This window comes from Asinibacterium sp. OR53 (assembly GCF_000515315.1).
Taxonomy (GTDB): Bacteria; Bacteroidota; Bacteroidia; order Chitinophagales; family Chitinophagaceae; genus Sediminibacterium.
The window spans coordinates 420,964-446,187 of record NZ_KI911562.1 but is presented as its reverse complement, the minus strand read 5'-3'; the positions used below and the strand labels follow the sequence as shown (position 1 = coordinate 446,187).

Genomic DNA, 25,224 nt, shown 5'->3' with positions numbered 1-25,224 from the left:
GCTTTATTCGTCTTTGATGAAACGGTGCAGCAGATCTATGTTGTGGATGGTGATCTTTTTCCCATCCACTGAAATAGCTGCCTCCTCCGTCATTTCATTCATGATACGGAACAATGTCTCGTAGGTAGTGCCGGTGTAAGACGCCAGGTCCTGTTTACTGAGGTAAAGGTCAATACATCCCTCGCTGTTCGTGCCGAATTTTTCTTTGAAAGTGAGCAGGGCCTGGGCGATCCTTCCTTTTACGGTCATGTGTGCGAGGTTTCGCATGCGCTTTTCCGATTCTTTCAATTCCGCAGCGAAGAACATCATCAGGTGGTAAAGAAAATCGTGGTTTACTTTTAAAGTAGTGTGGAAGAAATTCAGGTCAATGAAACAGACATCGGTAGGTTGTAATGCGGTAGCGGATACCGGATATACGGTATCGGTGCCCAATCCTCTGTGGCCCACAATGGCGCCGTCGCGGGCGATGCGCAGGATCAGTTCTTTTTCCGAGCCCCATTTTTTATGCACTTTCACGAGGCCTGTATGAATAAAATACATACCGGTAACTTCTTCTCCTTCTTTGAACAGGAGCTCTCCTTTTTTTACGTGAAAACTTTTGCGGTTCGTATCTATCGCGGGTAACCAGTCGCCCAGGCAGTGTTTACAGAGTACACAACTTTTCAGATCGCAATGCTGCTTGTTTTTTTTCATGATGGTTTGCTTCTTTCGTAACCATTTACCAATGCATTTATTCCGTAGGTGCCGCTGTGAGCTGGTGTATCAGTTCTTCTTTCAATAAAGAGGGGTGCAGCTTCACCACTTCCCCTACCACTATTATTGCCGGATTGCTTATGCCGGCATACTGGGCTTTGAAAAAAATATCTTTTACTGTACCGATCACGATTTTTTCGGTTGCCGTGGTACCATTCTGTATGATCGCAACAGGGGTGTCCCTTTTACCATAATAACTGAATGCTTCCATGATGATTTCGAGTTTACTCATGGCCATCAGTATTACAACCGTTGCAGAGGATTGTGCAGCCCATTGTATATCGGCCGATACTTCTCCTGTGCGGGTGGTTCCGGTGGTAACCCAGAAACTTTCATTGATACCCCGGCAGGTAAGGGGAATCAATTGTGTTGCTGGTACTGCCAGTGCGCTGGATATTCCCGGGATGAGTTCTATGTTCATGCCGGCGGCTTTTGCTATGCTGATCTCTTCCGTAGCCCTTCCGAATACAAAGGGGTCGCCGCCTTTCAGCCTTACAATGTGCTGATAAATGCCGCCATATTCCAGGATCAACTGGTTGATTTCCTCCTGCGACAATGCGTGACAACCATATCTTTTGCCAACGAACTGTCGGATACAGCCCGCAGGGGTATAATCGAGCAGGCTTTCATTGGCCAGGGCATCATATAAGACGACTTCTGCTTTCCGGAGGACTTTGACAGCCTTTAAGGTAATTAGTTCCGGATCTCCCGGCCCTGCCCCTACCAGATAAAGTGAAGGTATTGATATTTTCATATTATTACAAAAATTATGTAAAAAATATTTCAGCGTTTACTATAAAATTAGATAATTGTTTCTAAATTTATGACAGAAATTGCTTTTTGATTCAAAATAATAATTCTTTACTGTAAACAATATTACATAGAATTATTTATAATTTGATTGTTTGCCACTATTTCACTCTTAACCCTAAGCATTATGAGAGTAGTGGTAGTAGGCAACGGTATGGTAGGCTATAAGTTTTGCGAAAAACTGGTAGCTAAAAACACCCATGGTCAGTTCGAATTGACCGTATTCGGGGAAGAAAGCCGCCCCGCTTATGATAGGGTGCACCTCAGCGAGTTTTTTTCCGGCAAATCTGCCGAAGACCTTTCCATGGCATCCGCCGATTGGTACTTTTCCAACAACATCCAGCTTCATTTGGGAGATCCTGTACAGAAGATCGACCGTGATCATAAAACGGTGTATTCCCACAAAGGCCTGGAAATTCATTATGATTACCTGGTTTTGGCTACCGGCTCATCGGCCTTTGTACCCCCCATACCGGGAGTGGAAAAAAACGGTGTATTCATATATAGGACGATCGAAGACCTGGAGTTAATGAAAGCATGGGCAGGCAGGGCCAGGAAAGGTGCTGTGATCGGTGGTGGCCTTCTGGGATTGGAAGCGGCCAAAGCCTTGCTCGACCTGGGCATCGCTGATACCAGCGTGATAGAATTTGCACCCCGCCTGATGCCCCGCCAGGTGGATGAACTGGGGTCGCAATTGTTGCAATCAAAACTGGAAGCCCTGGGGCTTACCATCTATACTGCTAAAAACACATCGGCTATCCTGGGTGAAGAAGCAATAACCGGTCTCTCATTCGCAGACGGGTCCATCCTTGAATCCGATATGCTGGTTATTTCGGCGGGAATCAAACCCAGGGACGAGCTGGCCAAAGCTGCCGGATTGCTCACCGGTTCGCGTGGTGGTATTGTAGTGAATGATTTATTGCAAACATCCGATCCTGCTATCTATGCCATCGGTGAATGCGCGCTGCATAATGAAATGATCTACGGACTTGTTGCACCTGGTTATGAAATGGCCGAAGTGGTGGTGGGGCAACTGACCGATAGTGAAAAAACTTTTGCCGGTTTTGACATGAGCACCAAACTCAAGCTAATCGGCGTTGATGTGGCCAGCTTTGGAAATCCTTTTATCAATGATGGTGCAACAAGAACCATTGTGTTTAATGATGGCATCAATGGTGTTTACAAGAGAGTGAACATTAGTGCAGATGGCAAACAACTCCTGGGTGGTATTCTTGTAGGCGATGCTGAACAATACAATATGTTGCTGCAGACCTGCAAGAATAAAATCGTATTGCCTCCCAATCCCGAAGACATCATCCTGGGTGCAAGAGGCGGAGAATCGCAGGAAGCTGGTGTATTGAGTCTACCCGATGACGCTTATATATGCAGTTGCGAGAGTGTGACCAAAGGAGCTATCTGCAAAGCAGTAGAAAATGGCGAGGAAACAGTGGATGCTATCAAAAAATGCACGAAAGCCGGAACGGGCTGTGGTGGTTGTTTGCCCATGGTCAAAGACCTGGTGAATCATACATTAAAAGCACAGGGTAAATATATCCGCAATGTTATCTGCGAGCATTTCCATTACAGCCGCCAGGAATTGTACGACCTGGTGAAATTGCACGAATTGAAAAGCTATGAAGATGTGTTGAATAAACTGGGAACAGGCGATGGCTGCGAATTATGTAAACCTTCGGTGGCTTCCATCCTGGCCAGCCTGTGGAATGAAATGATCCTGAAAAAAGGAAACGATACCGCGCAGGACAGCAACGACCGTTTCCTGGCCAATATACAGAAAGGGGGTACTTATTCTGTAGTACCACGTATACCCGGCGGTGAGATCACGCCCGATAAGTTGATCGTGATAGGCCAGGTAGCTAAGAAATATCATCTCTATACCAAAATAACAGGCGGTCAGCGCATTGACCTTTTCGGAGCGCATTTATCAGACCTGCCGCTGATATGGGAAGAACTGATCGACGCCGGTTTTGAAAGCGGACATGCTTATGGAAAAGCGCTGCGTACCGTTAAGAGTTGTGTGGGCAGCACCTGGTGCCGGTTCGGTTTGCACGACAGCGTAAGTTTTGCTATTCGTGTTGAAGAAAGATACCGGGGACTCCGGGCTCCGCATAAGATCAAATCTGCAGTTTCGGGATGTATACGTGAATGTGCCGAAGCGCAGAGTAAAGACTTTGGCATCATTGCCACAGAAAAAGGATGGAATCTCTATGTATGTGGTAACGGTGGCTCCAAACCGCAACATGCTTTATTGCTGGCAACTGATCTTGATGAAGCAACCTGTATCCGTTTCATCGACCGTTTCCTGATGTTCTATATCAAAACTGCCGATCCCTTAACAAGAACCGCTACCTGGCTGAATAAAATGGAAGGCGGTATCGACTATCTCAGAAATGTAGTGGTTAATGACAGCCTGGGCATTGCAGCAAAGCTGGAAGAAGAAATGCAGTTATTGGTAGACAGCTATAAGTGCGAATGGAAAGAAGCGATCGAAAATCCGGAAATAAGAAAACGATTCAACCATTTTATAAACGCCCCGGAAGAAAAAGATCCCAGTATCACTTTTGAAAAAATGAGGGATCAGAAAAGGGCCAGAGAATGGAAATAACAATGATTCAATTCATCATTTAAACAATACAACTATGACAGAAATGGAAACAATGGCATGGTTCCATGCCTGCAGCGTAGAAGATGTTCCCACCAACGGGGGCGTATGCGTGAAGTACGGCGAAGAGCAAATAGCGCTCTATCATTTTACCCGTCGCAATGAATGGTATGCTACACAGAATGAATGTCCGCACCGCCGCCAGATGGTATTGAGCAGGGGTATGATCGGTTCGCAAAACGATGTACCCAAAGTGGCTTGCCCCTTTCATAAGAAAACATTTTCACTGGTAACGGGTGAATGCCTTAGCGACGACGAATGCTCCATCCGTACCTATCCCGTGAAAATAGAAGGAGGCCATGTGTTCATTGGGGTGGAGGGGATCGTGTAACAAACAGCCTCTTTGAAAGGGAGGCCGTAAAATAAAAGCCCCGGTCGAATTGGAAGCTCGCGCCGGGGTTGAAGATTCAAATTGCGTAACAATTTAAACCAAGACAAAATTATGAAAAAAAGATTGGCAACAACCTTATGTGCATTATTCATGTGTTTTTCAGCAAAAATCGTATGGGCCCAGTCGGCACCCGTTAAGCCGGCACTGACGGTATGGGATGGCATGGCGGTAGCCGGATATGTAGACAATGGGGCTTATGTCAATTTCGGAGGCCCCTGTATCAAGCTCATCAGCAAACCATGGGCTTTCGGATTTGGAATCCTGCCTACGATGCGTATAAAAGCGGACAATGCAGCGCCGGGGGCACCCAAAAATTCGGCGATCATGCCTACGGCGGGATTTGGCTTCAGTTTTTTTTACAAACACCTGGTGGTGCAAGTGCCGTTTTATTATAATAACAAAACCGCAACAAGCGATGGTAAATGGAATCCGGGAATAGGCGTTGGTTTTAAGTTTTAATGCCGTCCTTATTTATTCACCTTTCATAACCGAGCTATATGTCACTCAACAATAATCAACCACTCACCAAACTCAATATCTTTTCCTTTAAAGGAATCCAGATGCGTAGTTTTCATATTACGTGGTTCACTTTTTTCGTTTGCTTCTTCGGATGGTTTGGCCTTGCGCCTTTGATGCCCACCATCAAGGAAGACCTTCACCTCGATAAATCTCAAATAGGCAATGTGGTCATTGCATCGGTATCGGGTACTATTATTGCCCGTTTGCTGATCGGTAAATTGTGCGATATATGGGGCCCAAGAAAAACCTATACTGCTTTGTTGTTGCTGGGCGCTATTCCTGTGATGTGCGTGGGTTTTGCGCACGACTATACTTCATTCCTGTTGTTCCGCCTGGCCATCAGCGTTGTGGGCGCCTCTTTTGTAATCACCCAATTTCATACTTCCATGATGTTTGCCCCGCAGATCAAAGGAACGGCCAATGCTGTGGCCGGTGGATGGGGTAACCTGGGCGGAGGTGTTACCAATATGATCATGCCGGTAATATTCGCCGTTATTGTTGGAATGGGCTATACCAAACAGGAAGCCTGGCGTTATGCGATGATCATTCCGGGTTCATTGATGCTCATCGCCGCATTCCTCTATTATTTTTTTACTAAAGACACACCTGCCGGAAATTTTGATGAAATAGAAAGAGCGCCGAAAGTTAAGGGAGCAAAAAATTACAGCGTGCTGAAAGACTGGCGTGTATGGTCGCTCGCACTCGCTTATGCGGTGTGTTTTGGCATGGAGATCACATTCGACAATGTAGCGGCGCTCCATTTTGTGCAGGAATACAAACTCAGCCAGGGAACCGCCGGTTTATGTGCGGGCTTATTCGGATTCATGAACCTCTTTGCAAGAGCGCTTGGCGGACTATTTGCCGACAAAGTAGGCAAAGCCTATGGTTTGTGGGGAAAGGGTATTCTTTTGTCGCTGGTACTGCTGCTGGAAGGATTCGGCCTGATCCTGTTTGCCAAATCGGGTTCTTTTGGTATGGCCATTTTCTTCATGATCTTTTTTGCACTCTTCCTTAAAATGGCCAACGGTACAACTTATGCCATTACACCTTTCATCAACGAAAAGAATATAGGACTGGTGAGCGGTATCGTAGGTGCCGGAGGCAATGTAGGTGGTATGTTGTTCGGATTCCTGTTCAAAGCCAAAGGCATTACTTACCTGGATGCATTCAGTTATATTGGAATGATCGTTATTGGTGTATCACTGATAGTGCTGATAACCAGGTTCTCCAAAGAAGAAAAACGGGTTCGGGTAAAAATGGCTATGGAATACAGATGATGGCCTGTTAACGATTGCTTGCTTTTTAAATTATTACCGTGAGTGAGACAAAGACAAATAGCGCCGGAAAGAAAACAACCACCTGCTGTTATTGCGGGGTGGGTTGCGGTATCGTAGTAGATACCGATAAGCTTGGAAGGGTTACGGTTGAAGGAGACGTCGATCACCCGGTAAACAGGGGACAGCTTTGCAGCAAAGGAAGGAACCTGCACTATACGGTAAATGATACCGGCGACCGTATTTTCTATCCTGAAATGCGTTATGCCCGAAACCAGCCAAGACAAAGGGTTTCATGGGACAATGCATTGGAAAGAACGGCAGCTGTATTCAAAACACTGATCGATAAATACGGGCCCGATGCAGTTGCTTTTTATGCTTCAGGCCAGTGTCTCACGGAAGAGTATTATGTGATCAACAAATTGGTGAAAGGATTTATTGGCACTAATAATATCGATACCAATTCCCGATTGTGCATGAGCAGTGCAGTGGCCGGTTATAAAATGAGTCTCGGCGAAGATTGCGTGCCTGTGTGTTATGATGATATTGAACTGGCCGATCTGATCTTTGTAGCAGGCGCCAACCCCGCATGGTGTCACCCGATCTTATGGCAGCGTGTGGAAAAAGCCAAAGAAAAAAATCCTGCCCTCAAGATCATTGTAAGCGATCCGCGTAAAACTCAAACCTGTTCACTCGCCGATCTTCATTTGCAACTGAATCCCGGAACGGATATCACACTGCATCATGCCATTGGCAGGGTGCTCATAGAAAATGACGACATCGATCCTGCATTCATTGAAAACCATACCGAAGGATTCGAAACATACCGGGCGTTCGTTTTTGAAAGAACAATTGCAGAAGCCGCGATTATCTGCGGCATAGATGAAAGCGATATCAGGATGGCTGCCAGGATGATCGCTGACGCGAATGGTTTCATTACCATGTGGACGATGGGACTTAACCAGAGCGTAGTAGGAGTGAATAAAAACCTGTCGCTCATCAACCTCAACCTTATCACCGGGCATATTGGTAAACCAGGCTCCGGTCCGCTTTCACTGACAGGCCAACCCAATGCCATGGGCGGAAGGGAAGTAGGCGGATTGTCTAACTTATTACCTGCGCATCGCGATTTGCAAAACGCACAGCATCGTGCCGAGGTTGAACGTTTCTGGAATATTATGCCCGGGAAGATCGCGGCTCAACCCGGATTGACCGCTACCGAAATGTTCGATGCACTGAATGAAGGCAAGCTTAAAGCGATATGGGTTTTGTGCACCAATCCTTTGATCAGTCTACCTGATGTGCGCAAGGCAGAAGCCGCTTTGCAAAAAGCAAAATTTGTGGTAGTACAGGAAATCAGCCACCAATCGGAGATGATCAAATACGCCGATGTGGTGTTGCCTGCTGCTGCCTGGACAGAGAAAGAAGGAACCATGACCAATGCAGAACGACGCATTGGTTACCTGCATAAAATAAAAGAAGCTCCCGGTGAAGCGCTGCCCGATGCCGAGATCATTTGCCGTTTTGCACAGAAGATGGGATACAAAGGATTTGATTATCCCAATGCAGCCGCCATCTTTGCCGAACATGCTGCATTGACCAAGGGAACCCATGTTGATATCAGCGACCTCAGTCACGCTATACTGAAAGAAAAACGCTCAGTGCAATGGCCCTATACAAAAGCTATTAATGGACAAGGCACCGCCAGGCTTTTTACTGATAAAAAATTTTATACAGCTTCTCAACGTGCGGTCATCCGTTCTTTCCCCGATGAAAACCTGTCGGAAAAAATAAGTCCCGATTTCCCGCTCATACTTACTACCGGCCGTATCCGCGACCAGTGGCATACGATGAGCAAAACGGGTAAAGTGAACAAGCTGAAGCAACACATATCCGAATCTTTTCTCGAAATACATCCTGAAGATGCTGCACAAAGAAGGATCAGGGAGAACGACCTGGTAGAGATCGCCAATGAAAGAGGTAATGTGCGGGTGAAAGCCAGGTTGTCTGATAATATTAAGCAGGGCGTTGTGTTTCTGCCCATGCACTGGGGCAAGGTGTTGAATAATGATCTCAATCGCGCCAATAACCTCACGAATAACCTGGTAGACCCGCAGAGCAAAGAGCCCGATTTTAAATTCTCTGCAGTAGAAGTAAAATTGTACGCCAAGCCCAAACAAAAGATCATTGTAATTGGAGCGGGTGCAGGTGCTTGCGGCTTTGTGAAAAGTTACCGGATGCTGAATACAGAAGACGAGATTGAAATATTCAGCAAGGAGAACTTTCCTTTTTACAACCGTGTATTGTTGCCCGATTATATTACCGGCACGCTTCCCTGGGATAACCTGGTGAAAATGTCCGATGAAGAAGAATACCATTACAATATCAAGCTTCATCGTGGGGTAAGCATCACACATATCGACAAAGAAAAAAAGTTGGTTACCGACGATAAAGGTGGTGTGCATTCGTATGATGTGCTGCTCATGGCAACAGGCAGCAGGGCTGCGATGCTCAGGGATGTTCCTGCGATGCAGGGGATCTTTACCATGCGCAGCAGAACCGATGCCGATCATTTTAAAGATCATATTGATGGGGCCAATGGCAGGGTGGTTATTATAGGCGGAGGATTGCTCGGTATCGAACTGGCGGCATCGCTGCGCGAAGTGAATGTGGAAGTGACTATTGTACAAAGGATATCCAGGCTGATGGACCGCCAGCTCGACCCGCTTGGCAGTCAATTATTGCATGAAGAGCTGGTTGATAAAGGGGTAGAGATTTATTACAATGATGAGATAGAACGCTTCCTGGGTAATAACACAGTATCGGGTATCCGTTTGAAAAGCGGATTGATCGTGAACTGCCAGGCTATTGTAATAGCCATCGGAACTGTTCCCAATATTGAAATTGCGAAAGCAGGCGGTGTGCATTGCAAAAGAGGGGTGTTGGTCAATGAATACCTGCAAACCAGTGATCCCAACATTTTTGCTATTGGCGAGATAGCGGAATTCAAAGGGTTCCTGTATGGCATTACAGCCGCTGCAGAACAACAGGCAGAAATTGTTGCGCGGTACCTGACAGGTGATATTTCAAAATACTATACAGGTTCTCTGCTGATGAATATTTTAAAAATGCACGGAACCGATCTTTGTTCACTGGGAGAAGTGGAATGTCCTGATGATCCTGCTTACGAAGAAGTGGTATTCATTGACAAAGCCAAGCGGTATTATAAAAAATGTATCATTCATAACGACCGGCTCATCGGCGCCATCCTCATTGGAGATAAATCTGAGTTCCTGGAATTCAGGAACCTCATCGAACAAAAAATTGAACTGAGCGAAAAGCGCCTGCAATTGCTGCGTTCCGGCAAAGCCGCAGAGCCTGTTATCGGAAAACTGGTATGTAGTTGCAACAACGTAGGTGAAGGTAACCTGCTCAATAAGATCAAAGAGGGTTGCAAAGACCATTTGCAATTGTGCCAGCTTACCGGTGCCGGCATGGGCTGCGGCAGTTGCCGGCCGGAAGTGAAGGCTATCCTGGAAAATTGTTTGGGTGCATCGGCAAAACATAATGTGCTGGTTGAAAAATAAACATGTATGGGAATACGAAGCAATCATACCATCAAGATCAACTTCAGAGGAGGGATCATCTCACCGGGCGATCTTTATAATATCCTTGTCGTAGCTAGGAGGGCTGGTGTGCTGCATGTAAGCTTCGGATTGCGCCAGCAATTGCTGTTGAATACAGCAGCTGATAGCATTCATATACTTCGTGAAGGATTGGGCCAATTGGGTATTCCTTATGACATGGATAATGAACAACATCCCAATATCGTAAGCTCTTACCCGGCCGAGGAAATATTCATTACCAATACCTGGCTGAGTGAGGGTGTATATAAAGATATATTTGACGGACTCGATTATGAGCCCGAGCTCAAGATCAATGTCTCAGACAGTCACCAGAGTTTTACACCCATGCTTACGGGCAATATCAATTGGGTGGCTTCGACTACGTCTCTTCATTTCTGGCATTTATTCATCCGCTTCCCCAAGACCAACAGTATTTATGAATGGAATGAAATGGTGTACACGAATGATATCCCAGGCGTATCAAAAGAAATTGAAGAACTGATCTTTCAGCACAGAGAAGCATTTTACGACAACAAGCAGGCGAAGGGCGAAGCATTGATGCAACTGCTTCAGAAACAGCAATACATTACCAAGCCTGCTGAAAAACCTGCTGCATTGCCTGCTTTCAACCTGCCTTACTATGAGGGGGTGAATAGGGTCAATGATAAATATTGGGTGGGTATTTACAGGCGTGACGAATTGTTTGCCGTTGATTTTTTGAAAGCGCTTTGCAAGCTTTGTCTCGATACCAAGATCGGCCAGCTTTGTTCCACGCCCTGGAAGTCGATCATCATTAAAGGAGTGGAGGAAAAAGACCGGCCCAAATGGAATCAATTGCTGAACAAGTACCAGGTGAACATGCGGCATGCTGCCAATGAATTGAATTTCCAGGTGGAAGACCATTGCCGTGAAGGGTTGGAATTGAAAAATTACCTGGTTAGAAAATTGAATGATGAAGATACCCGCACATTCGGCGTATGCATCGGTATCAAAACCAGGAAAAAAAGCGAAGTGTTCTCCAGTGTCCTGGTACGCCGCAGGCCACTGATCAATTTATGGGGGCTGGAATGCCTGTATGTATATGATATCCTTTGTGCGCACGATTTCAATCCGAATGCACGCACCGGCTTTGTATTCAGTAGGGCCAATCCGAAATTCTTGTTAGGCGAACAGTTGAGAAGGTTGGTGATTGCATTTTACAATAATCGTGCGGATAAAAATGCAATCATGGAAAAACAGGCGGCGACAGAAAAGGAACTGGACACAAAACCCCAGCCATCTTATGTACACCAATGCCGGCATTGCTTTACTATATACGATGAATCGTTTGGCGACCCGGAGAACGGAGCAGCCCCCGGTACTGCATTCGAATCATTGAATGAAGATTATCATTGCCCTTTATGCGATGCGGATAAATTGAGCTATACACGCGTTGAAAAAGCCAGGCTTGAACTACAAACCGTTTAGTTCTGCATGTGCATTGAAATTGCGGAACGAGGTTTTCTGGTGTTGTTGTATGGGAATGCTAACAATATTAAGATGATCGAGCATGTACTTCATACTGTGTTTGACCAAATGCCCATTCTGTAGCAGCGCCAATATCTTGGCCAATCCTCTTGCACTGTAGATAGCGCAAAGGGGTTCCGGCTCTCCGTCATTCGTAAAAACACAGGCTTCTGCTTCAGGCGCCTGTTGGTATCGTTCATGAAGTTCTTTGAGCAAAGCAGGTTCCATCAGCGGCATATCACAGGCAAGTGCAAAAAAATCCCTTTGCGGATATTGCAGATGGCAGCTGAGTACACCCAGTAAAGGGCCGTGTAAATCCAGTGAAGGTGCATCCACTACCAGATCGGCAGCATCGAAAACCGCTGTGTAATCTTTGTATTGTTGCTGGTTCACAGAAAGTTTAACGGGTATCCCCAGCGGTGTTATTTTATCGATAGCCGTTTGCGCCCAGGTTTTGGCTTCCAGTTTGAGCAGCCCTTTGTCGCTTCCCATCCTGGAACTATTGCCGCCGCAAAGGATAATACCCAACATAATTTGAACTATTTTGTTAAAGGATATCGGTATGGTGGGGCTTGGTATCGGCATGCCCGAGGCTTTTACCCGGACTAACCCGGTCCCTTACAACTTGCTTCAGTTCTTTTATTTCGGGAAAGCCGCCGTATTCTTTCCGGTCGAAAATTTTTTCGTCATTGAGACTGATATGGAATTCGCCGCTGGTTTCGCTGGGTTCGAGGGCAACGGCTTTAAGCTCTGCCTCGAAAGTGGTGAGCAGCTCCTGTGCGATATAAGCGGCACGCAAAAGCCAGTGACATTTGGGACAATAAGTGATGGTAATGGTAGGCTTCATATAGAATGTATAAATTAAAGTTGGGTTGGGGCCTTTAGGCTACATAAATTTACTGATTATTCGAGCTGGCTGACGAAAAAGAATATATATGCTGGTAGATCAATATAACAGGGCTCACGACTATTTGCGTATCTCGCTGACCGATAATTGCAACCTGCGTTGTTTTTATTGTATGCCGGAAGAAGATTATGTATTTACTCCAGCCAAACAACTGATGCAGGCAGCTGAAATCGAGGAGCTGGCAAAAATTTTTGTGAGCCTGGGTGTGAAAAAAATCAGGCTCACAGGCGGTGAGCCGTTGGTGCGCAAAGACGCCACTGCCATCCTGCAGTCACTCGCGAAATTGCCGGTAACGCTCACGCTTACCACCAATGGTACCAGGCTGCATAAGTTTGTGCAGGTATTGGAAGATGCGGGTGTCCGTTCCATCAATATAAGCCTGGATACATTGTCGGCAGACAAGTTCCTTTTCATCACCCGGCAAAATCATTTCAATACGGTAAAGCAAAATATTGCTCTGCTGCTGAACAGGGGCTTCCATGTTAAGATCAATGTGGTAGTGATGAAAGGATTGAATGAAGACGAACTGACCGATTTTGTTGAATGGACAAAACAGGAACCTGTTCATATCCGGTTCATTGAATTCATGCCTTTTACCGGTAACAGGTGGACCAATAATAAAGTGGTTACCTGGCAGGAAATGATGCGCACGATTGAAAAGACTTATGCATTCACTGCTTTACCCGGCAAGCCAAACGATACAGCGAAAGCCTACCAGGTTACGGGGCATGCAGGCAGCTTTGCAGTGATCAGTACCATGAGCGCACCTTTCTGTGGTGGTTGCAACCGGATGCGACTCACCGCTGATGGAAAAATGAAGAACTGTCTTTTCTCGAAAGAAGAAACCGATCTGCTTACTGCTTTGAGAAACGGAGAACCTGTGGTGCCGCTGGTGCAACAGTCGATATGGGGGAAAGCAAAAGAATTAGGCGGACAATTCAATACAGATTTTGAACACCTGTATGCCAATACAATCCAGAACAGAAGCATGATCACCATTGGTGGCTGATAAAAAATTGCGATGATCTCAGTAACAGAAGCCAAAAAAAGAATAGCCCAAGCTTTTCATGCATTGGAGCCGGTAACCATGCACCTGGCAGATGCTGCCGGAAAAGTATTAGCAGAAGACCTGCAGGCGCCATTCGATATCCCAGCTTTTGCACAATCGGCCATGGATGGATATGCTTTTGCATTCCAGGACTGGCAACCAGGAAAGCCTCTCGGGATTGCAGGTGAAGTGCCGGCAGGCAGCGGGATCGTTAAAAAGAAAATGCCGGGTAAAGCTTTCCGCATTTTTACCGGGGCGCCTGTTCCGGCTGGAACAGATACGGTGATCATGCAGGAAAAAACCAATGCCACACAAGATGCGCTCACGTTGCAGGACGAACATATCCGCTCCGGCGCCAATGTAAGACCAAAAGGCTCTGAAATAAAAGCAGGTGAAATTGCTATACAAAAAAGTCACCTGCTTACGCCTGCATCCATCGGTTTTCTGGCAGGAATAGGAATAGAAAAAGCAACTGTTTATCCCAACCCGGAAATCAGCCTGATCGTTACGGGTAATGAGTTGCAGGATCCGGGCAAACCCCTGCAATACGGACAGGTATATGAATCCAATTCTCATGCATTGGTTGCTGTATTACAGTTTTTCGGTATCGAAAGTATAAAAGTATACAGGGCAAAAGATGATCTGAGAACCTTGAAGAATATGTTGCAGCAGGCGTTGGATGAGAGCGATATGGTTTTACTCACGGGTGGTGTAAGCGTAGGCAAATATGATTTTGTTACAGAAGCTGCGGCTGCATGCAAAGTGGAATCTCTTTTTCATAAAGTGAAACAAAAACCAGGAAAGCCTTTGTACTCGGGAATCAAAATGAATAAGCCTGTATTTGGTTTGCCCGGCAACCCATCTTCGGTGCTTACGTGTTTTTATGAGTATGTACTCGATGCGATCAGTTTGCTCAATAAGCGCAACCTGTCGTTGCCGGTTGTTCGCACACCTCTTGCGGGTGTTTATACTAAAACAAATGCATTGACTCATTTCCTGAAAGGATATTATGATGGAAGTAAGGTGACGCTGCTGGATGCACAGGAGTCATACCGGATGCGTTCATTTGCAACAGCCAATTGTTTGATTAAAGTAGATGAAGAAACAGAGCGCTGCGAAGAAGGCAGCCTTGTTGAAATACATTTATTAACCTGCTGATTTTTTACGATGGACCCGATGATCTTGTTTTATGTACTCTTGTTTGTAATTGCCTTTCTGTATGCTTCGGTTGGGCATGGCGGCGCCAGTGGTTACCTGGCATTGATGGCGCTGTACGGCATCGCCCCCGATGTAATGAAGCCAACAGCGCTGATGCTGAATCTTTTTGTATCCCTTACTTCTTTTATACAGTTTTACAGGGGAGGCCATTTCAAATGGAATATCTTTCTGCCTTTGGCGGTAGCGTCTATGCCGGCGGCATTTATAGGCGGACTGATCACCATCAATGCCGTTACCTATAAAAAAATACTGGGTGTTTTATTGTTGATATCGGTTGCCCGTTTCTTGTTTTTCCAATATAGCGGAAAGGTAGAATGCAAAAAATCCAGCATTGGTTTGTCATTATTGATCGGCGCATTGCTTGGCTTTTTTTCAGGTTTGATAGGTATTGGCGGCGGCATTATTTTATCCCCCATTTTATTGCTCCTGCGATGGACCGATATGAAGCAGACAGCCGCTATCAGCGCTTTGTTTATTTTTGTTAATTCAATAGCAGGACTGGTGGGTCAGATGACCAATGGAATACATTTCAACGGAGATATGTATTTGTATGTGGCCATTGCATTTGCCGGCGGTTTATGCGGTGCATATATTGGAGCGATGCGCATGACACAAACGGTATTAAAATATACATTGGCCATGGTATTATGTATCGCATCCTATAAATTACTGGTTGAACATCGTTGATGTTATGAAAACAAAAGTGCTTTTATTTGGACAGTTGGCAGAAGCGGCAGCATCGGAAATGGAAATTTCCGATGTGAAGGATACGGACCAACTGGTGCAGGAAATCAACAAACGATTCCCGGTATTAAGCGGTATGCATTACAGGATAGCGGTGAACAAAAATCTTATTACAGAAAATACAACCCTTACCAATACGGCAACAGTAGCATTGCTCCCTGCTTTTTCCGGTGGGTGAGTAACGGTTGCAATAAAAATATGAACGAGGTAAAGAAATATAAGAACCCCTTTGTGCGCGGAGCGATCGCTGCTTCATTCATAGCAGAGAAAATACAAAGCCATCAAACCAAAACAGATATTGGCGCACACAGCATTTTCCTGGGCCAGGTAAGGGCTGATGTGATCAACGGAAAGAAAGTGACAGCTATTGAATACAGCGCTTACGAAGAAATGGCTATTGAAAAAATGCATGCAATACGGGAAGAAACATTTGCAAAATATGCGCTGACCTGCATGCATGTATGGCATAGCTTAGGCAATGTGCAGGCCGGTGAAATTTGTTTGTTTGTGTTTACTTCTGCGCCGCATAGAAAAGTAGCAACAGACGCGTGCAGCGAACTGGTGGAGCGGATCAAAGCAGAATTACCTGTGTGGGGAAAAGAATTGTTTGAAGATGAGACCCATCAATGGAAAACGAATCAATGACCATGGTAGATATAACTTCCAAATCGAACAGCCTGAGAGAAGCAGTGGCAGTAGCAGTATTGAAAGTATCTGATCTGTTAACGATCCATGCCGTACAAAACAAAACAGTTCCCAAGGGCGATGTATTCGAATTTTCCAGGGCAGCCGGATTGCTGGCCATCAAACGAACCAGTGATGTGATTCCCGACTGTCATCCGCTGCCGGTAGAACACGCATCTATACAATACCAGGTAGAAGAACTGTCTATTATAATCAGGGTTGAAGTACGCACCATTTATAAAACAGGTGTTGAAGTAGAGGCGATGCATGGCGCTGCGATTACAGCATTGACCATGTACGATATGCTGAAACCTATCGACAAAGGCATTGAAATAACCAACATTCACCTGGAGTCTAAAAAAGGCGGCAAAACCACTTTTAATGAAACACTCACCGATAGCCTGCGCTGCGCAGTGATCGTTTGTTCAGATGCAGTATCTGCTGGTTCGAAAGAAGACAGCAGCGGAAGAACGGTAGTAGAAAAATTACAACAATATCATTTGCAGGCTTCCATATATGAAGTAATTCCCGATGAGTTTGCGCTCATACAAGAGAAAGCGCAACAGTTAGCATCAGAAGGATATCACCTGGTGCTGTTTACAGGCGGCACGGGATTGTCTCCCCGCGATGTTACACCCGATGCCATACGTCCGCTACTCAGCAGGGAGATTCCCGGCATCATGGAAGCAGCGCGTAATTATGGCCAGCAAAGAACACCTTATGCCATGCTTTCCAGGGGGGTAGCAGGATTTATTCAAAACACGCTTGTTATTACATTGCCTGGTTCCACCAAAGGTGCGGCAGAAACAATGGATGCATTGTTCCCTTATGTTTTGCACCTGTTCCGGGTGGCAAAAGGAATGCGCCATTCTTAACAGTTTAATAGTATTTGTCGGTAAAAAGCGAATTTAACAGGGCGAATTTTGCCTGCCTGTTTATAACCCTATTAAACTTTCCCTCACCCTTTGCATCCAACGACAAATTGTTTGTATGAATCTGAGCCGGATGCTGAAAACATTTACAGTGGGAGCGGTGATGACTGTATCGTCTGCTTTTGTTCAGTTGAATCATTCTTCCGAACCGAGGATCAAGATGCCTTACAAAAAAATGGGACTCAATTCCAGGCAGGCAGCAGCACACTTGTTGAGCCGCTTCAGTTTTGGGGCAACGCCCGGGCAGGTAGATGAAGTGGTATCCATGGGTTTGGATAAATGGCTCAAACAACAATTGAATGCCGATCTGCCTGATGATGAAGTGAACAAACGACTGGAAGGGTACAATACATTGAGCTTTGGCAACAGTACTATTGCCAATACTTATCTCAACCAAGGTCAACTGATACGAGTGCTGATCATGCAGCACCTGATTGATAAAGACTCTTTGCAATCGGCAGGGAGAAAGGAATACCAGGACAAGCTACATGCTCTTATGGAGCAGGCCGGGTATAAGCCTATGCAGGATCTGCAACGGGAGCTCATCAACCAAAAAGTCATCCGTGCGGCATATGGTCAGAACCAGCTCAAAGAAGTGCTGACAGATTTCTGGTTCAATCATTTCAATGTATCACTCACTAAGAACCAGTGCGAACAGTATATACAAACCTACGAGCGGGATGCAATCCGCCCGAATGTATTGGGGAATTTTGAAACCATGCTGGTGTCTACGGCCAAACATCCCGCTATGCTGGAATACCTCGATAATGCATCGAGTGTAAGTAATAACAATGAGCTGGTTCATAAGCAGGAGAATAATGTAGAGCAACTCAGGAACAAGCTGCAGTTGCGTAAGAAAAGTAATAATGATACCACCGGTGAAGCCGGTATGCGCCTGATGGAGCAAGTGATGAATGCACAAAAGAAGCAGGGGTTGAATGAAAACTATGCAAGGGAGATCATGGAATTACACACCCTGGGTGTAGATGGTGGATATACACAAAAAGATGTGACAGAAGTAGCACGAGCTCTTACAGGATGGGCTCCCGCACCATTATTCAATAATGGTATTGCCAAAAAAATAATGGACATAGCGGGAGAAGAACGTATGATGAAGCAGGGCTTTGTGCATGAAGGTGATTTCTTATTTCGCGCCAACCGGCACGACCAGGGAGAAAAAACAATACTCGGCCGCAGGTTCCCGGCCAACGGTGGTTACCAGGAAGGTATGGAAGTATTGCACATGCTGGCTACACATCCTTCCACCGCTAAATTCATTGCTACCAAACTGGCTACCCGTTTTGTATGTGATACGCCTGCTACTGCATTGGTGAACAGGATGGCAGATGCTTTTCTGCAAACGAATGGCAATATCAAAGCAGTGTTGATTACGATGGTGAACAGTCCTGAGTTCTGGGACCAGAAAGCATTACGTGAAAAAGTAAAATCACCTTTTGAATTGGCTATCAGTGCTGTGCGTGCTACCAAAGCAGATATACAACAGCCTTTTCAAATTTATACATGGTGTATGAAAATGGGACAGCGTTTCTATTTCTATCAGGCGCCCACAGGTTTTCCCGATAAAGCAGGATATTGGATCAATACAGGTTCTTTATTGAACCGGATGAATTTCGGTCTTGCTTTCGCCACAGAAAAAATTCCTGGTGTTAAACTGAACCTGGCCGCGTTGAATAATAACCACGAACCTGAAAGTACAGAAGCAGCGCTTGTTGCTTACAGTAATATTTTATTGCCAGAGAGAGATGAGGCAGAAAATATCAAACGGCTGTCGGCTATGGTACGTGATATGGATGCAGGAAAAAAGATCAGTATTGCTGCAAACAAGAACGACAATTTCACACTGGCTTATGCTCCGGGTAATAATGCCATGATATCGCAGGTGACAGGTATCCTCATCGGGTCGCCGGAATTCCAGCGGAAATAACACCATCACATGCTAAAACATATTCTATGATTAACAGGAGAGGGTTTATGAAATCGGGCGCTCTGGCGCTTTTCGCAGCAGGTTTCGGCGGTGTGCCTGGCTTTGTGGTGCGCGCCGCTGATAACAGGAAGATATGGACGCCTTATAAAAAAAATAAAGTACTGGTCTGTATTTTCCAGCGTGGAGCGATGGACGGACTGATGGCAGTGAGTCCGTATGCAGATACTAACCTCAAACTCTTGCGTCCCTCTCTCTTTATGAGCCCTGCTAAAACAGAAGGCGGCATGACAGATATCGACGGGCGCTTTGCACTCCATCCTTCATTGAACAGCTTGCATCCTTTTTTTGCTGAAGGGCGTATGGCTATTGTGCATGGGGTGGGCAGTCCGAATAATACCCGCAGCCATTTCGATGCGCAGGATTATATGGAAAGCGGAACACCTTTCAACAAAGGAACAGCGAGTGGCTGGCTGAATAGGGCGGTGGGTTTAACGGGACATGATGCAACAACTCCTTTCCGCGCCGTGAGTCTTACGAGCGCTTTGCCCAGGAGTTTTTATGGAGATAATGAAGCGCTGGCCATCAGCAACCTACAGGATTTTGCCATACAGATGAGAGGCAACCCGGCAGCTACACATACAGCAGCTCAATCTTTTGAGCAATTGTACGACCAGACTTCCAACGATATATTGAACAAGGCAGGCAAAGAAAGTTTCGATGCCATGAAGATGCTGAACGTGAACAATATCAGGAATTACCAACCCGCACAAGGTGTGATGTATCCTGCATCGCCATTAGGAAATGCATTGAAACAGATTGCCATATTGATCAAGATGGATGTGGGCATGGAAGTGGCTTTTGCCGAAAGTGGCGGATGGGATACGCATTATAACCAGGGTACGGCCAATGGAGCATTGGCGAATAACCTGAAAGATTTCAGTAACAGTATTGCTGCTTTTTGGCAAGACCTGGCTGCTTATCAGGATGAAGTAACACTGATGACCATGACCGAGTTCGGAAGAACAGCATACCAGAACGGCACCGGAGGCACAGACCATGGCAGGGCAAGTTGCTTGTTTGTATTGGGTAATGATGTAGCAGGTGGAAAAGTGTACAACAATATCAAATCATTGGCCAAGGCCGACCTCGAAGATGGCCGCGACCTGCCGGTGAGTACCGATTTCAGGTCGGTGTTCAGCGCGGTGGCCAACGGTCATCTTAAGATCAACGATGATAAAACTTTATTCCCGGAATGGGGAGGGAAAGAACTGGCATTAATGAAAGCGTAAGCATAATTTGACAATTCGACAATGAGTTAAGGCAGCAATTCAAATTCAGCTTCTTTCACATCTTGTGAATTGGTGCCGATAAAGAGTTTGAATTTTCCTGGCTCTGAAGTGTATTTCATGTTGGCATTGTAAAATTTCAAATCTTCTGCATCGATGGTGAATGAAATGGTTTTTGATTCACCCGCATTCAGGAATACTTTTTGAAAACCTTTCAATTCTTTTACGGGCCTTGTTACCGAAGCTACTACATCGTGGAGGTATAACTGCGCGGTTTCTTCTCCATCGTATTTGCCAGTGTTGCTGATGGTTACAGTAGCAGTAAGCTTTTCTAAAGGTCTGATGCTTGCTTTATTCAAACTGATGGCACTGTAATTAAAATGGGTATAACTCAATCCATACCCGAAAGGATACAATGGCGTGTTGGGTACGTCGAGGTATTGTGTGGTATATTTTTGTCCCTCGCTGAAGGGTCTGCCGGTGCTTTTAGCGTTGTAATAAATGGGTATCTGCCCAACACTTCTTGGGAAAGTCATGGTCAATTTCCCAGAAGGGTTGTATTTGCCAAAAAGAACATCTGCAATCGCATTGCCGGCTTTCATGCCTGCAAACCAGGTCTCTACTATAGCGTTCAGGTGGGCATCTTCCCACTGTAATGTCAGCGGACGGCCGTTCATGAGCACCAATACGATGGGTTTGCCGGTTGCTTTTAACGCTTGTAACAATGCCTGCTGGTTTTCGGGTAAGCTGATATCGCTTCTGCTGGCAGCTTCACCGCTCATCAGCGCAGATTCACCCAGGAATACAACTGCTACGTCTGCCTTATTGGTATGCTCAACGGCTTCTTCGATCAGTTCCTTAGGACTGCGGCTATCTGCTGTAATTGCAGCCCCATGCGGGTTTAATTTTTTCACCAGTAAAGGGTCATCGATGAGGTTTGCGCCTTTGGCATAACTGAAATTGTTTTGCGGGTATTGTGCTGTAAGCGCTTCCCAAAAGCTGGTGGCTTTTTTCCAGTCACCGGCGCCACTCCAGCAACCGATGAGGTTACGCTGATCTTTTACAAGCGGACCAATAAATGCAATACGCTGTTGGTTGTTCAAAGGAAGGATATTGTTCAGATTCTTCAACAACACAATACTTTTTGCAGCGGCTGTTCTGGCCAGCTCCACTTTTTCTGCAGACATGATCTCTTTTGCTGCACGTTCTTCACTTACTCCCCGATAAGGATCATCGAACAAACCGAGTTTGTATTTCGCTTCCAACACGCGCCTGCAAGCCTGGTCTACATAATGCACATCCAGTTTTTTGTCTGTCACCAGTTTTTTCAACCGGTTGAGAAATATTTCACTTACCATATCCATATCGGAGCCTGCCATCAGCGCCAGCTTACCCACCTGTGCTTCATCACCCAATCCATGGTTCATCAATTCCAGGATAGCTGTATAATCGGTGGCCACCAAACCCTTGAAGCCCCACTGTTTGCGCAATACATCCGTGAGTAACCATTGATTGGCAGTGGCAGGAATTCCGTTGATATCGTTAAAAGAACTCATCACCGATCCGGCGCCGGCATCGATAGCGGCTTTGTAAGGAGGTAGATACATTTCAAACATTTTGCGTTCACTCATGTCCACCGTATTATAATCTCTTCCAGCCTCTGCAGCACCATAGAGTGCGAAATGTTTTACGCAGGCCATTACGGCATCTTGCTTTGTAAGATCATGCCCCTGGTATCCCATCACCATGGCTTTGGCAATCTGCGCTCCGAGCCAGGTGTCTTCACCACTGCCTTCTGCAACCCGGCCCCAGCGTGGATCGCGTGCTATGTCTACCATGGGGGAGAATACCCAGTTCAAACCATCGGCACTGGCTTCATCGGCCGCCGCGCGAGCGGTTTTTTCTATCAACGGAAGATCCCAACTGGCGGCCAATCCGAGCGGAATAGGGAAGATGGTTTTATGCCCATGGATCACATCATAACCGAACAACAATGGGATTTTTAATCTTGTTTTGTTAACGGCCAGGTTCTGCAACTTGCGCACAGCCGAAGGGGTATAAGTGTTGAAAACACCACCTACCAGGCCTTTCTCCAGTTTTTCTTCCACTCCCTGGCTCAATATTGGCCCCGTTACATCGAAACCCACCGATGGGAGATTCAATTGGCCAATCTTTTCGTCAAGGGTCATTCTGCTCATCAATGCAGTAATGAATTTATCCATTTTTGGCTGCTGTGCCATGCTGCTGTAACTGCAGCACAGCAGGGCCAGGAGAAGTATTAAATATTTTGTTTTCATGACAAGAAAATGAATGATTAAATGGTGGTTAAAGGTATTCTAATCTGATCACTTTGGCGTGTTCAGGCCTGCCATTTTTAATGATGAGTTCAGCCAGGGAACAGTGCATGGCCAATGATTTTTTGCTGTGTAACTACTGTCACAAACATTCATACTGCGCTAAAATAGTTTTGCATCTGAAAACGATCTAAAGATGAAAAAACTATTCTTGTTTTTCCTTTTAAGCATTTCCCTGGTACGGATACCGGCACAACCGGCTCTTACCAAAGCAGAGGCCATACGACTTGCTACGGACAGCAGCTGTACGGTAGCAATGGCAGATAATGTTATAAAAACAGCCGAAGCAAAGTTCAAACAGACCGATGCCGTCTTTCTGCCACAGGTGACGTTGGACTACAGCGGCCTGATGACCAATAATCCTTTACATGCATTTGGTTTTAAGTTGCTACAGCGGGGCATTGCGCAGAACGACTTTGCGCCTGATCTTCTTAACCATCCCAATGCTACAGGTAATTTTACCACAGAGGCCACTGTTGTGCAACCCATTTTTAATGCAGATATGTTATCCATGCGTGAGGCCGCACGTAAACAGGTAGCTATTGCAGGTTATCAAAAGCAACGTGTGCAGGATTACCTGAAATTTTCTGCAGAAACAGAATATAATCAATTACAGCTTTCGTATGAAATGCTGAAAGTTTCCAAAGAGGCACTGGCAACGCTGCAAGCCATTTACAAATGGACGAAGGACCGCTACGATCAGGGATATATCCAAAGATCAGATTTGCTGAATGTGGATGTAAATGTGAAATCCATCGAAACACAGATCGCTGCTGCTCAGTCTGCCATACAAGAGCATTCCGATAACCTGAGCGTACTGATGAGGAAACCGGTAGGAGCTATTTACCAGGTAGATAGTCTTATACCCGATGGCAATTTATCGAACTACAATCATCTTCCTGCCGACCGTTCAGATTTTAAAGCCATGGAAATGGCGATCTCTTCTTATGACGATATGATAAAAAGCACCAGGCGCAGCCTGGTGCCAAAAGTCAACGGATTTGCGTCTTACCAGTTGAACGACAGTAGGGCTTTGGGTTTCGGCAACGGTGCTTACCTGGTTGGTGTGCAGATGACCTGGCATGTGTTTAAAGGAAATGAAGTACATAACAAGCTGGCTACACAGCGGCTGGAGCAAAAGCAAATAGCGCTGCAATTGCAGGATAGCAAAGAGCAGGATGCAAAAGCATTGGCCAAAGCCAACAGTCAGTTAACAGAAGCAAATTACCGCCTGGCGCAGTATCATTTGTCTGTTCAGCAGGCACAGGAAGCTTTGCAGATATTGGAAAATCGCTATAAGCAAGGCCTGGTCAGCACCACCGACCTATTACAGGCGCAAACCCAGCAAGCCATGCAAAAACTTTATTACAAACAGGCCGTAACAATGCATAACAGCACATTGGCCTATATCCGTTTCTTAACAGCCCGTTAAACAACAAATACAAATTCATCATTCGTAATTCATACCATATGCAACTAAAAAATATGCTGTACTTTTTTCCCTTTGCAATGCTGCTCACTGCCTGCAAAACTAATCCGGAAAATACAGCGCCGGGAAACAATGCCGCCGCACCTGTTCATGTAAGGTTGGCGCTGGCAGGCACCGAAGGAAACGGCGCATTCGCAGCAATAAGCGGCCAGTTGATGTCGGCACATTCCGCCGCCATCAGTACAAGGATAATGGGCTATATCACCAGAATGAATGTCAATATTGGCGATAATGTCCGCGCCGGTCAATTGCTTTTCTCCATCAAGTCTACCGATATCCGCGCCAAAGACGGGCAGGTTACCGCCAATATCGCGGCGGCGGAAGCAGCCCTTGCCAATGCCAAGAAGGATTATGAACGTTTCAAAATATTGCATTCGCAAAACAGCGCTACTGACAAGGAGCTTGAAAATATCACGTTGCAATACAAGGCGGCAGAAGCACAGTCGCAGGCTGCCCGTCAAATGCGCAATGAAGTGAATGCCAATATGGCCTATGCCGATGTTACTGCTCCTTTCAGCGGCACTGTTACGCAAAAAATGATGGAGGCAGGCAGTCTTGCAGGACCGGGAGCACCCGTATTGATGCTGGAAAGTTCAGGAGCTTTACAGGCTACCGCCATGGTTACGGAAGACAAGATCAAATATATTCACCAGGGCATGCATGTAAACATTACCGCCGATGCAGATGGGAAAAATACCGGCGGTACTGTTACGGAGATCAGCCGCTCTTCTGTTACAACCGGAGGCCAGTACCTGATAAAGATCAATCCCGACAACAGTGAAGGACTTCTTTCAGGAATGTATGTCCATATACGTATTCCGGTAGCGACAACAACAAATATGATAAGTGTTCCCGCATCAAGCCTTGTAACACAGGGCGACCTGGTGGGTGTTTATACCGTGTCGGGCGATAATAAGGCTTTGTTGAGATGGCTGCGCACAGGCAATACCAGCAATGGGCAGGTCGAAGTTCTCTCGGGTCTTGCTGCAGGAGAACGGTACATCAGTTATGCCGATAGCCGGCTTTGGAACGGAGCAAATATTAAATTCTAACAACTT

21 protein-coding genes are annotated in these 25,224 nt (G+C 45.9%); 16 read left to right on the top strand and 5 right to left on the bottom strand.

Going from position 1 to position 25,224, the window contains the following annotated elements; genetic code table 11:
• Positions 1-3: 3 nt before the first annotated feature.
• Complete coding sequence (locus SEDOR53_RS0101985; RefSeq protein ID WP_026768199.1) at positions 4-693, bottom strand: Crp/Fnr family transcriptional regulator; 690 nt, start codon at positions 691-693, stop codon at positions 4-6.
• Between the two features lie 37 nt (positions 694-730).
• Positions 731-1,507 carry a uroporphyrinogen-III C-methyltransferase gene (gene cobA / locus SEDOR53_RS16880; RefSeq protein ID WP_037360385.1) on the bottom strand — a complete coding sequence of 259 codons (777 nt, stop codon included), beginning with the start codon at positions 1,505-1,507 and terminating at the stop codon, positions 731-733.
• Positions 1,508-1,690: 183 nt separating this feature from the next.
• Between cobA and nirB the strand changes: the two genes are divergently transcribed.
• The 6 genes from nirB (at position 1,691) to SEDOR53_RS19425 (ending at position 11,520) form a co-directional block, all read left to right on the top strand.
• On the top strand, positions 1,691-4,186 hold the full coding sequence (gene nirB, locus SEDOR53_RS0101975; protein WP_026768198.1) for a nitrite reductase large subunit NirB: 2,496 nt from the start codon (positions 1,691-1,693) through the stop codon (positions 4,184-4,186).
• Between the two features lie 34 nt (positions 4,187-4,220).
• Positions 4,221-4,574, top strand: coding sequence for a nitrite reductase small subunit NirD (gene nirD, locus SEDOR53_RS0101970; RefSeq protein WP_026768197.1), 354 nt, complete (start codon positions 4,221-4,223; stop codon positions 4,572-4,574).
• 111 nt (positions 4,575-4,685) lie between these two features.
• A complete protein-coding gene (locus SEDOR53_RS0101965; RefSeq protein WP_051416451.1) occupies positions 4,686-5,093 on the top strand; it encodes a hypothetical protein in 408 nt (135 codons plus the stop codon).
• Positions 5,094-5,131: 38 nt separating this feature from the next.
• A complete protein-coding gene (locus SEDOR53_RS16875) occupies positions 5,132-6,430 on the top strand; it encodes a NarK family nitrate/nitrite MFS transporter (protein WP_051416450.1) in 1,299 nt (432 codons plus the stop codon).
• Positions 6,431-6,468: 38 nt separating this feature from the next.
• Entirely contained in the window at positions 6,469-10,014 is a 3,546-nt protein-coding gene (locus SEDOR53_RS16870) for a nitrate reductase (RefSeq protein WP_037360382.1), read from the top strand.
• 6 nt (positions 10,015-10,020) lie between these two features.
• Positions 10,021-11,520 (top strand): rubredoxin, encoded by a 1,500-nt coding sequence (locus tag SEDOR53_RS19425; RefSeq protein ID WP_051416449.1) that lies wholly within the window; start codon positions 10,021-10,023, stop codon positions 11,518-11,520.
• On the opposite strand, the gene SEDOR53_RS0101945 is transcribed toward SEDOR53_RS19425, so the two are convergent.
• Positions 11,506-12,090, bottom strand: a complete 585-nt coding sequence (locus tag SEDOR53_RS0101945; RefSeq protein ID WP_037360378.1) for a molybdenum cofactor guanylyltransferase — start codon at positions 12,088-12,090, stop codon at positions 11,506-11,508. The genes SEDOR53_RS19425 and SEDOR53_RS0101945 overlap by 15 nt on opposite strands.
• Positions 12,091-12,106: 16 nt before the next feature.
• The gene (locus SEDOR53_RS0101940; protein WP_026768193.1) at positions 12,107-12,406 is read right to left on the bottom strand and encodes a SelT/SelW/SelH family protein; all 300 of its coding nucleotides are present in this window, start codon (positions 12,404-12,406) and stop codon (positions 12,107-12,109) included.
• An 88-nt stretch (positions 12,407-12,494) separates the two neighbouring features.
• Between SEDOR53_RS0101940 and moaA the strand changes: the two genes are divergently transcribed.
• From moaA to SEDOR53_RS0101900, 8 genes are all read left to right on the top strand, one after another.
• Positions 12,495-13,475 carry a GTP 3',8-cyclase MoaA gene (gene moaA, locus SEDOR53_RS0101935; protein ID WP_026768192.1) on the top strand — a complete coding sequence of 327 codons (981 nt, stop codon included), beginning with the start codon at positions 12,495-12,497 and terminating at the stop codon, positions 13,473-13,475.
• Positions 13,476-13,487: 12 nt separating this feature from the next.
• Positions 13,488-14,672: a gephyrin-like molybdotransferase Glp gene (gene glp, locus SEDOR53_RS0101930; RefSeq protein ID WP_026768191.1), complete on the top strand. Its 1,185-nt coding sequence runs from the start codon at positions 13,488-13,490 to the stop codon at positions 14,670-14,672.
• A gap of 9 nt (positions 14,673-14,681) precedes the next feature.
• Positions 14,682-15,419: a sulfite exporter TauE/SafE family protein gene (locus tag SEDOR53_RS0101925; RefSeq protein WP_026768190.1), complete on the top strand. Its 738-nt coding sequence runs from the start codon at positions 14,682-14,684 to the stop codon at positions 15,417-15,419.
• Positions 15,420-15,423: 4 nt separating this feature from the next.
• Positions 15,424-15,654, top strand: coding sequence for a MoaD/ThiS family protein (locus SEDOR53_RS0101920; RefSeq protein ID WP_026768189.1), 231 nt, complete (start codon positions 15,424-15,426; stop codon positions 15,652-15,654).
• A gap of 20 nt (positions 15,655-15,674) precedes the next feature.
• Entirely contained in the window at positions 15,675-16,121 is a 447-nt protein-coding gene (locus SEDOR53_RS0101915) for a molybdenum cofactor biosynthesis protein MoaE (protein WP_026768188.1), read from the top strand.
• Between the two features lie 2 nt (positions 16,122-16,123).
• Positions 16,124-17,035, top strand: coding sequence for a bifunctional molybdenum cofactor biosynthesis protein MoaC/MoaB (moaCB, locus tag SEDOR53_RS0101910; RefSeq protein WP_026768187.1), 912 nt, complete (start codon positions 16,124-16,126; stop codon positions 17,033-17,035).
• 115 nt (positions 17,036-17,150) lie between these two features.
• A complete protein-coding gene (locus tag SEDOR53_RS0101905; RefSeq protein WP_026768186.1) occupies positions 17,151-19,037 on the top strand; it encodes a DUF1800 domain-containing protein in 1,887 nt (628 codons plus the stop codon).
• A 26-nt stretch (positions 19,038-19,063) separates the two neighbouring features.
• Complete coding sequence (locus SEDOR53_RS0101900; protein ID WP_026768185.1) at positions 19,064-20,326, top strand: DUF1501 domain-containing protein; 1,263 nt, start codon at positions 19,064-19,066, stop codon at positions 20,324-20,326.
• A 26-nt stretch (positions 20,327-20,352) separates the two neighbouring features.
• On the opposite strand, the gene bglX is transcribed toward SEDOR53_RS0101900, so the two are convergent.
• Positions 20,353-22,620: a beta-glucosidase BglX gene (gene bglX / locus SEDOR53_RS0101895; RefSeq protein ID WP_026768184.1), complete on the bottom strand. Its 2,268-nt coding sequence runs from the start codon at positions 22,618-22,620 to the stop codon at positions 20,353-20,355.
• Positions 22,621-22,813: 193 nt separating this feature from the next.
• On the opposite strand from bglX, the gene SEDOR53_RS0101890 reads away from it, so the two are divergent.
• Together SEDOR53_RS0101890 and SEDOR53_RS0101885 are read left to right on the top strand one after the other, a co-directional pair.
• Entirely contained in the window at positions 22,814-24,109 is a 1,296-nt protein-coding gene (locus SEDOR53_RS0101890; protein ID WP_026768183.1) for a TolC family protein, read from the top strand.
• Positions 24,110-24,162: 53 nt separating this feature from the next.
• Complete coding sequence (locus tag SEDOR53_RS0101885) at positions 24,163-25,218, top strand: efflux RND transporter periplasmic adaptor subunit (RefSeq protein ID WP_026768182.1); 1,056 nt, start codon at positions 24,163-24,165, stop codon at positions 25,216-25,218.
• The last annotated feature ends 6 nt before the right edge of the window (positions 25,219-25,224 follow it).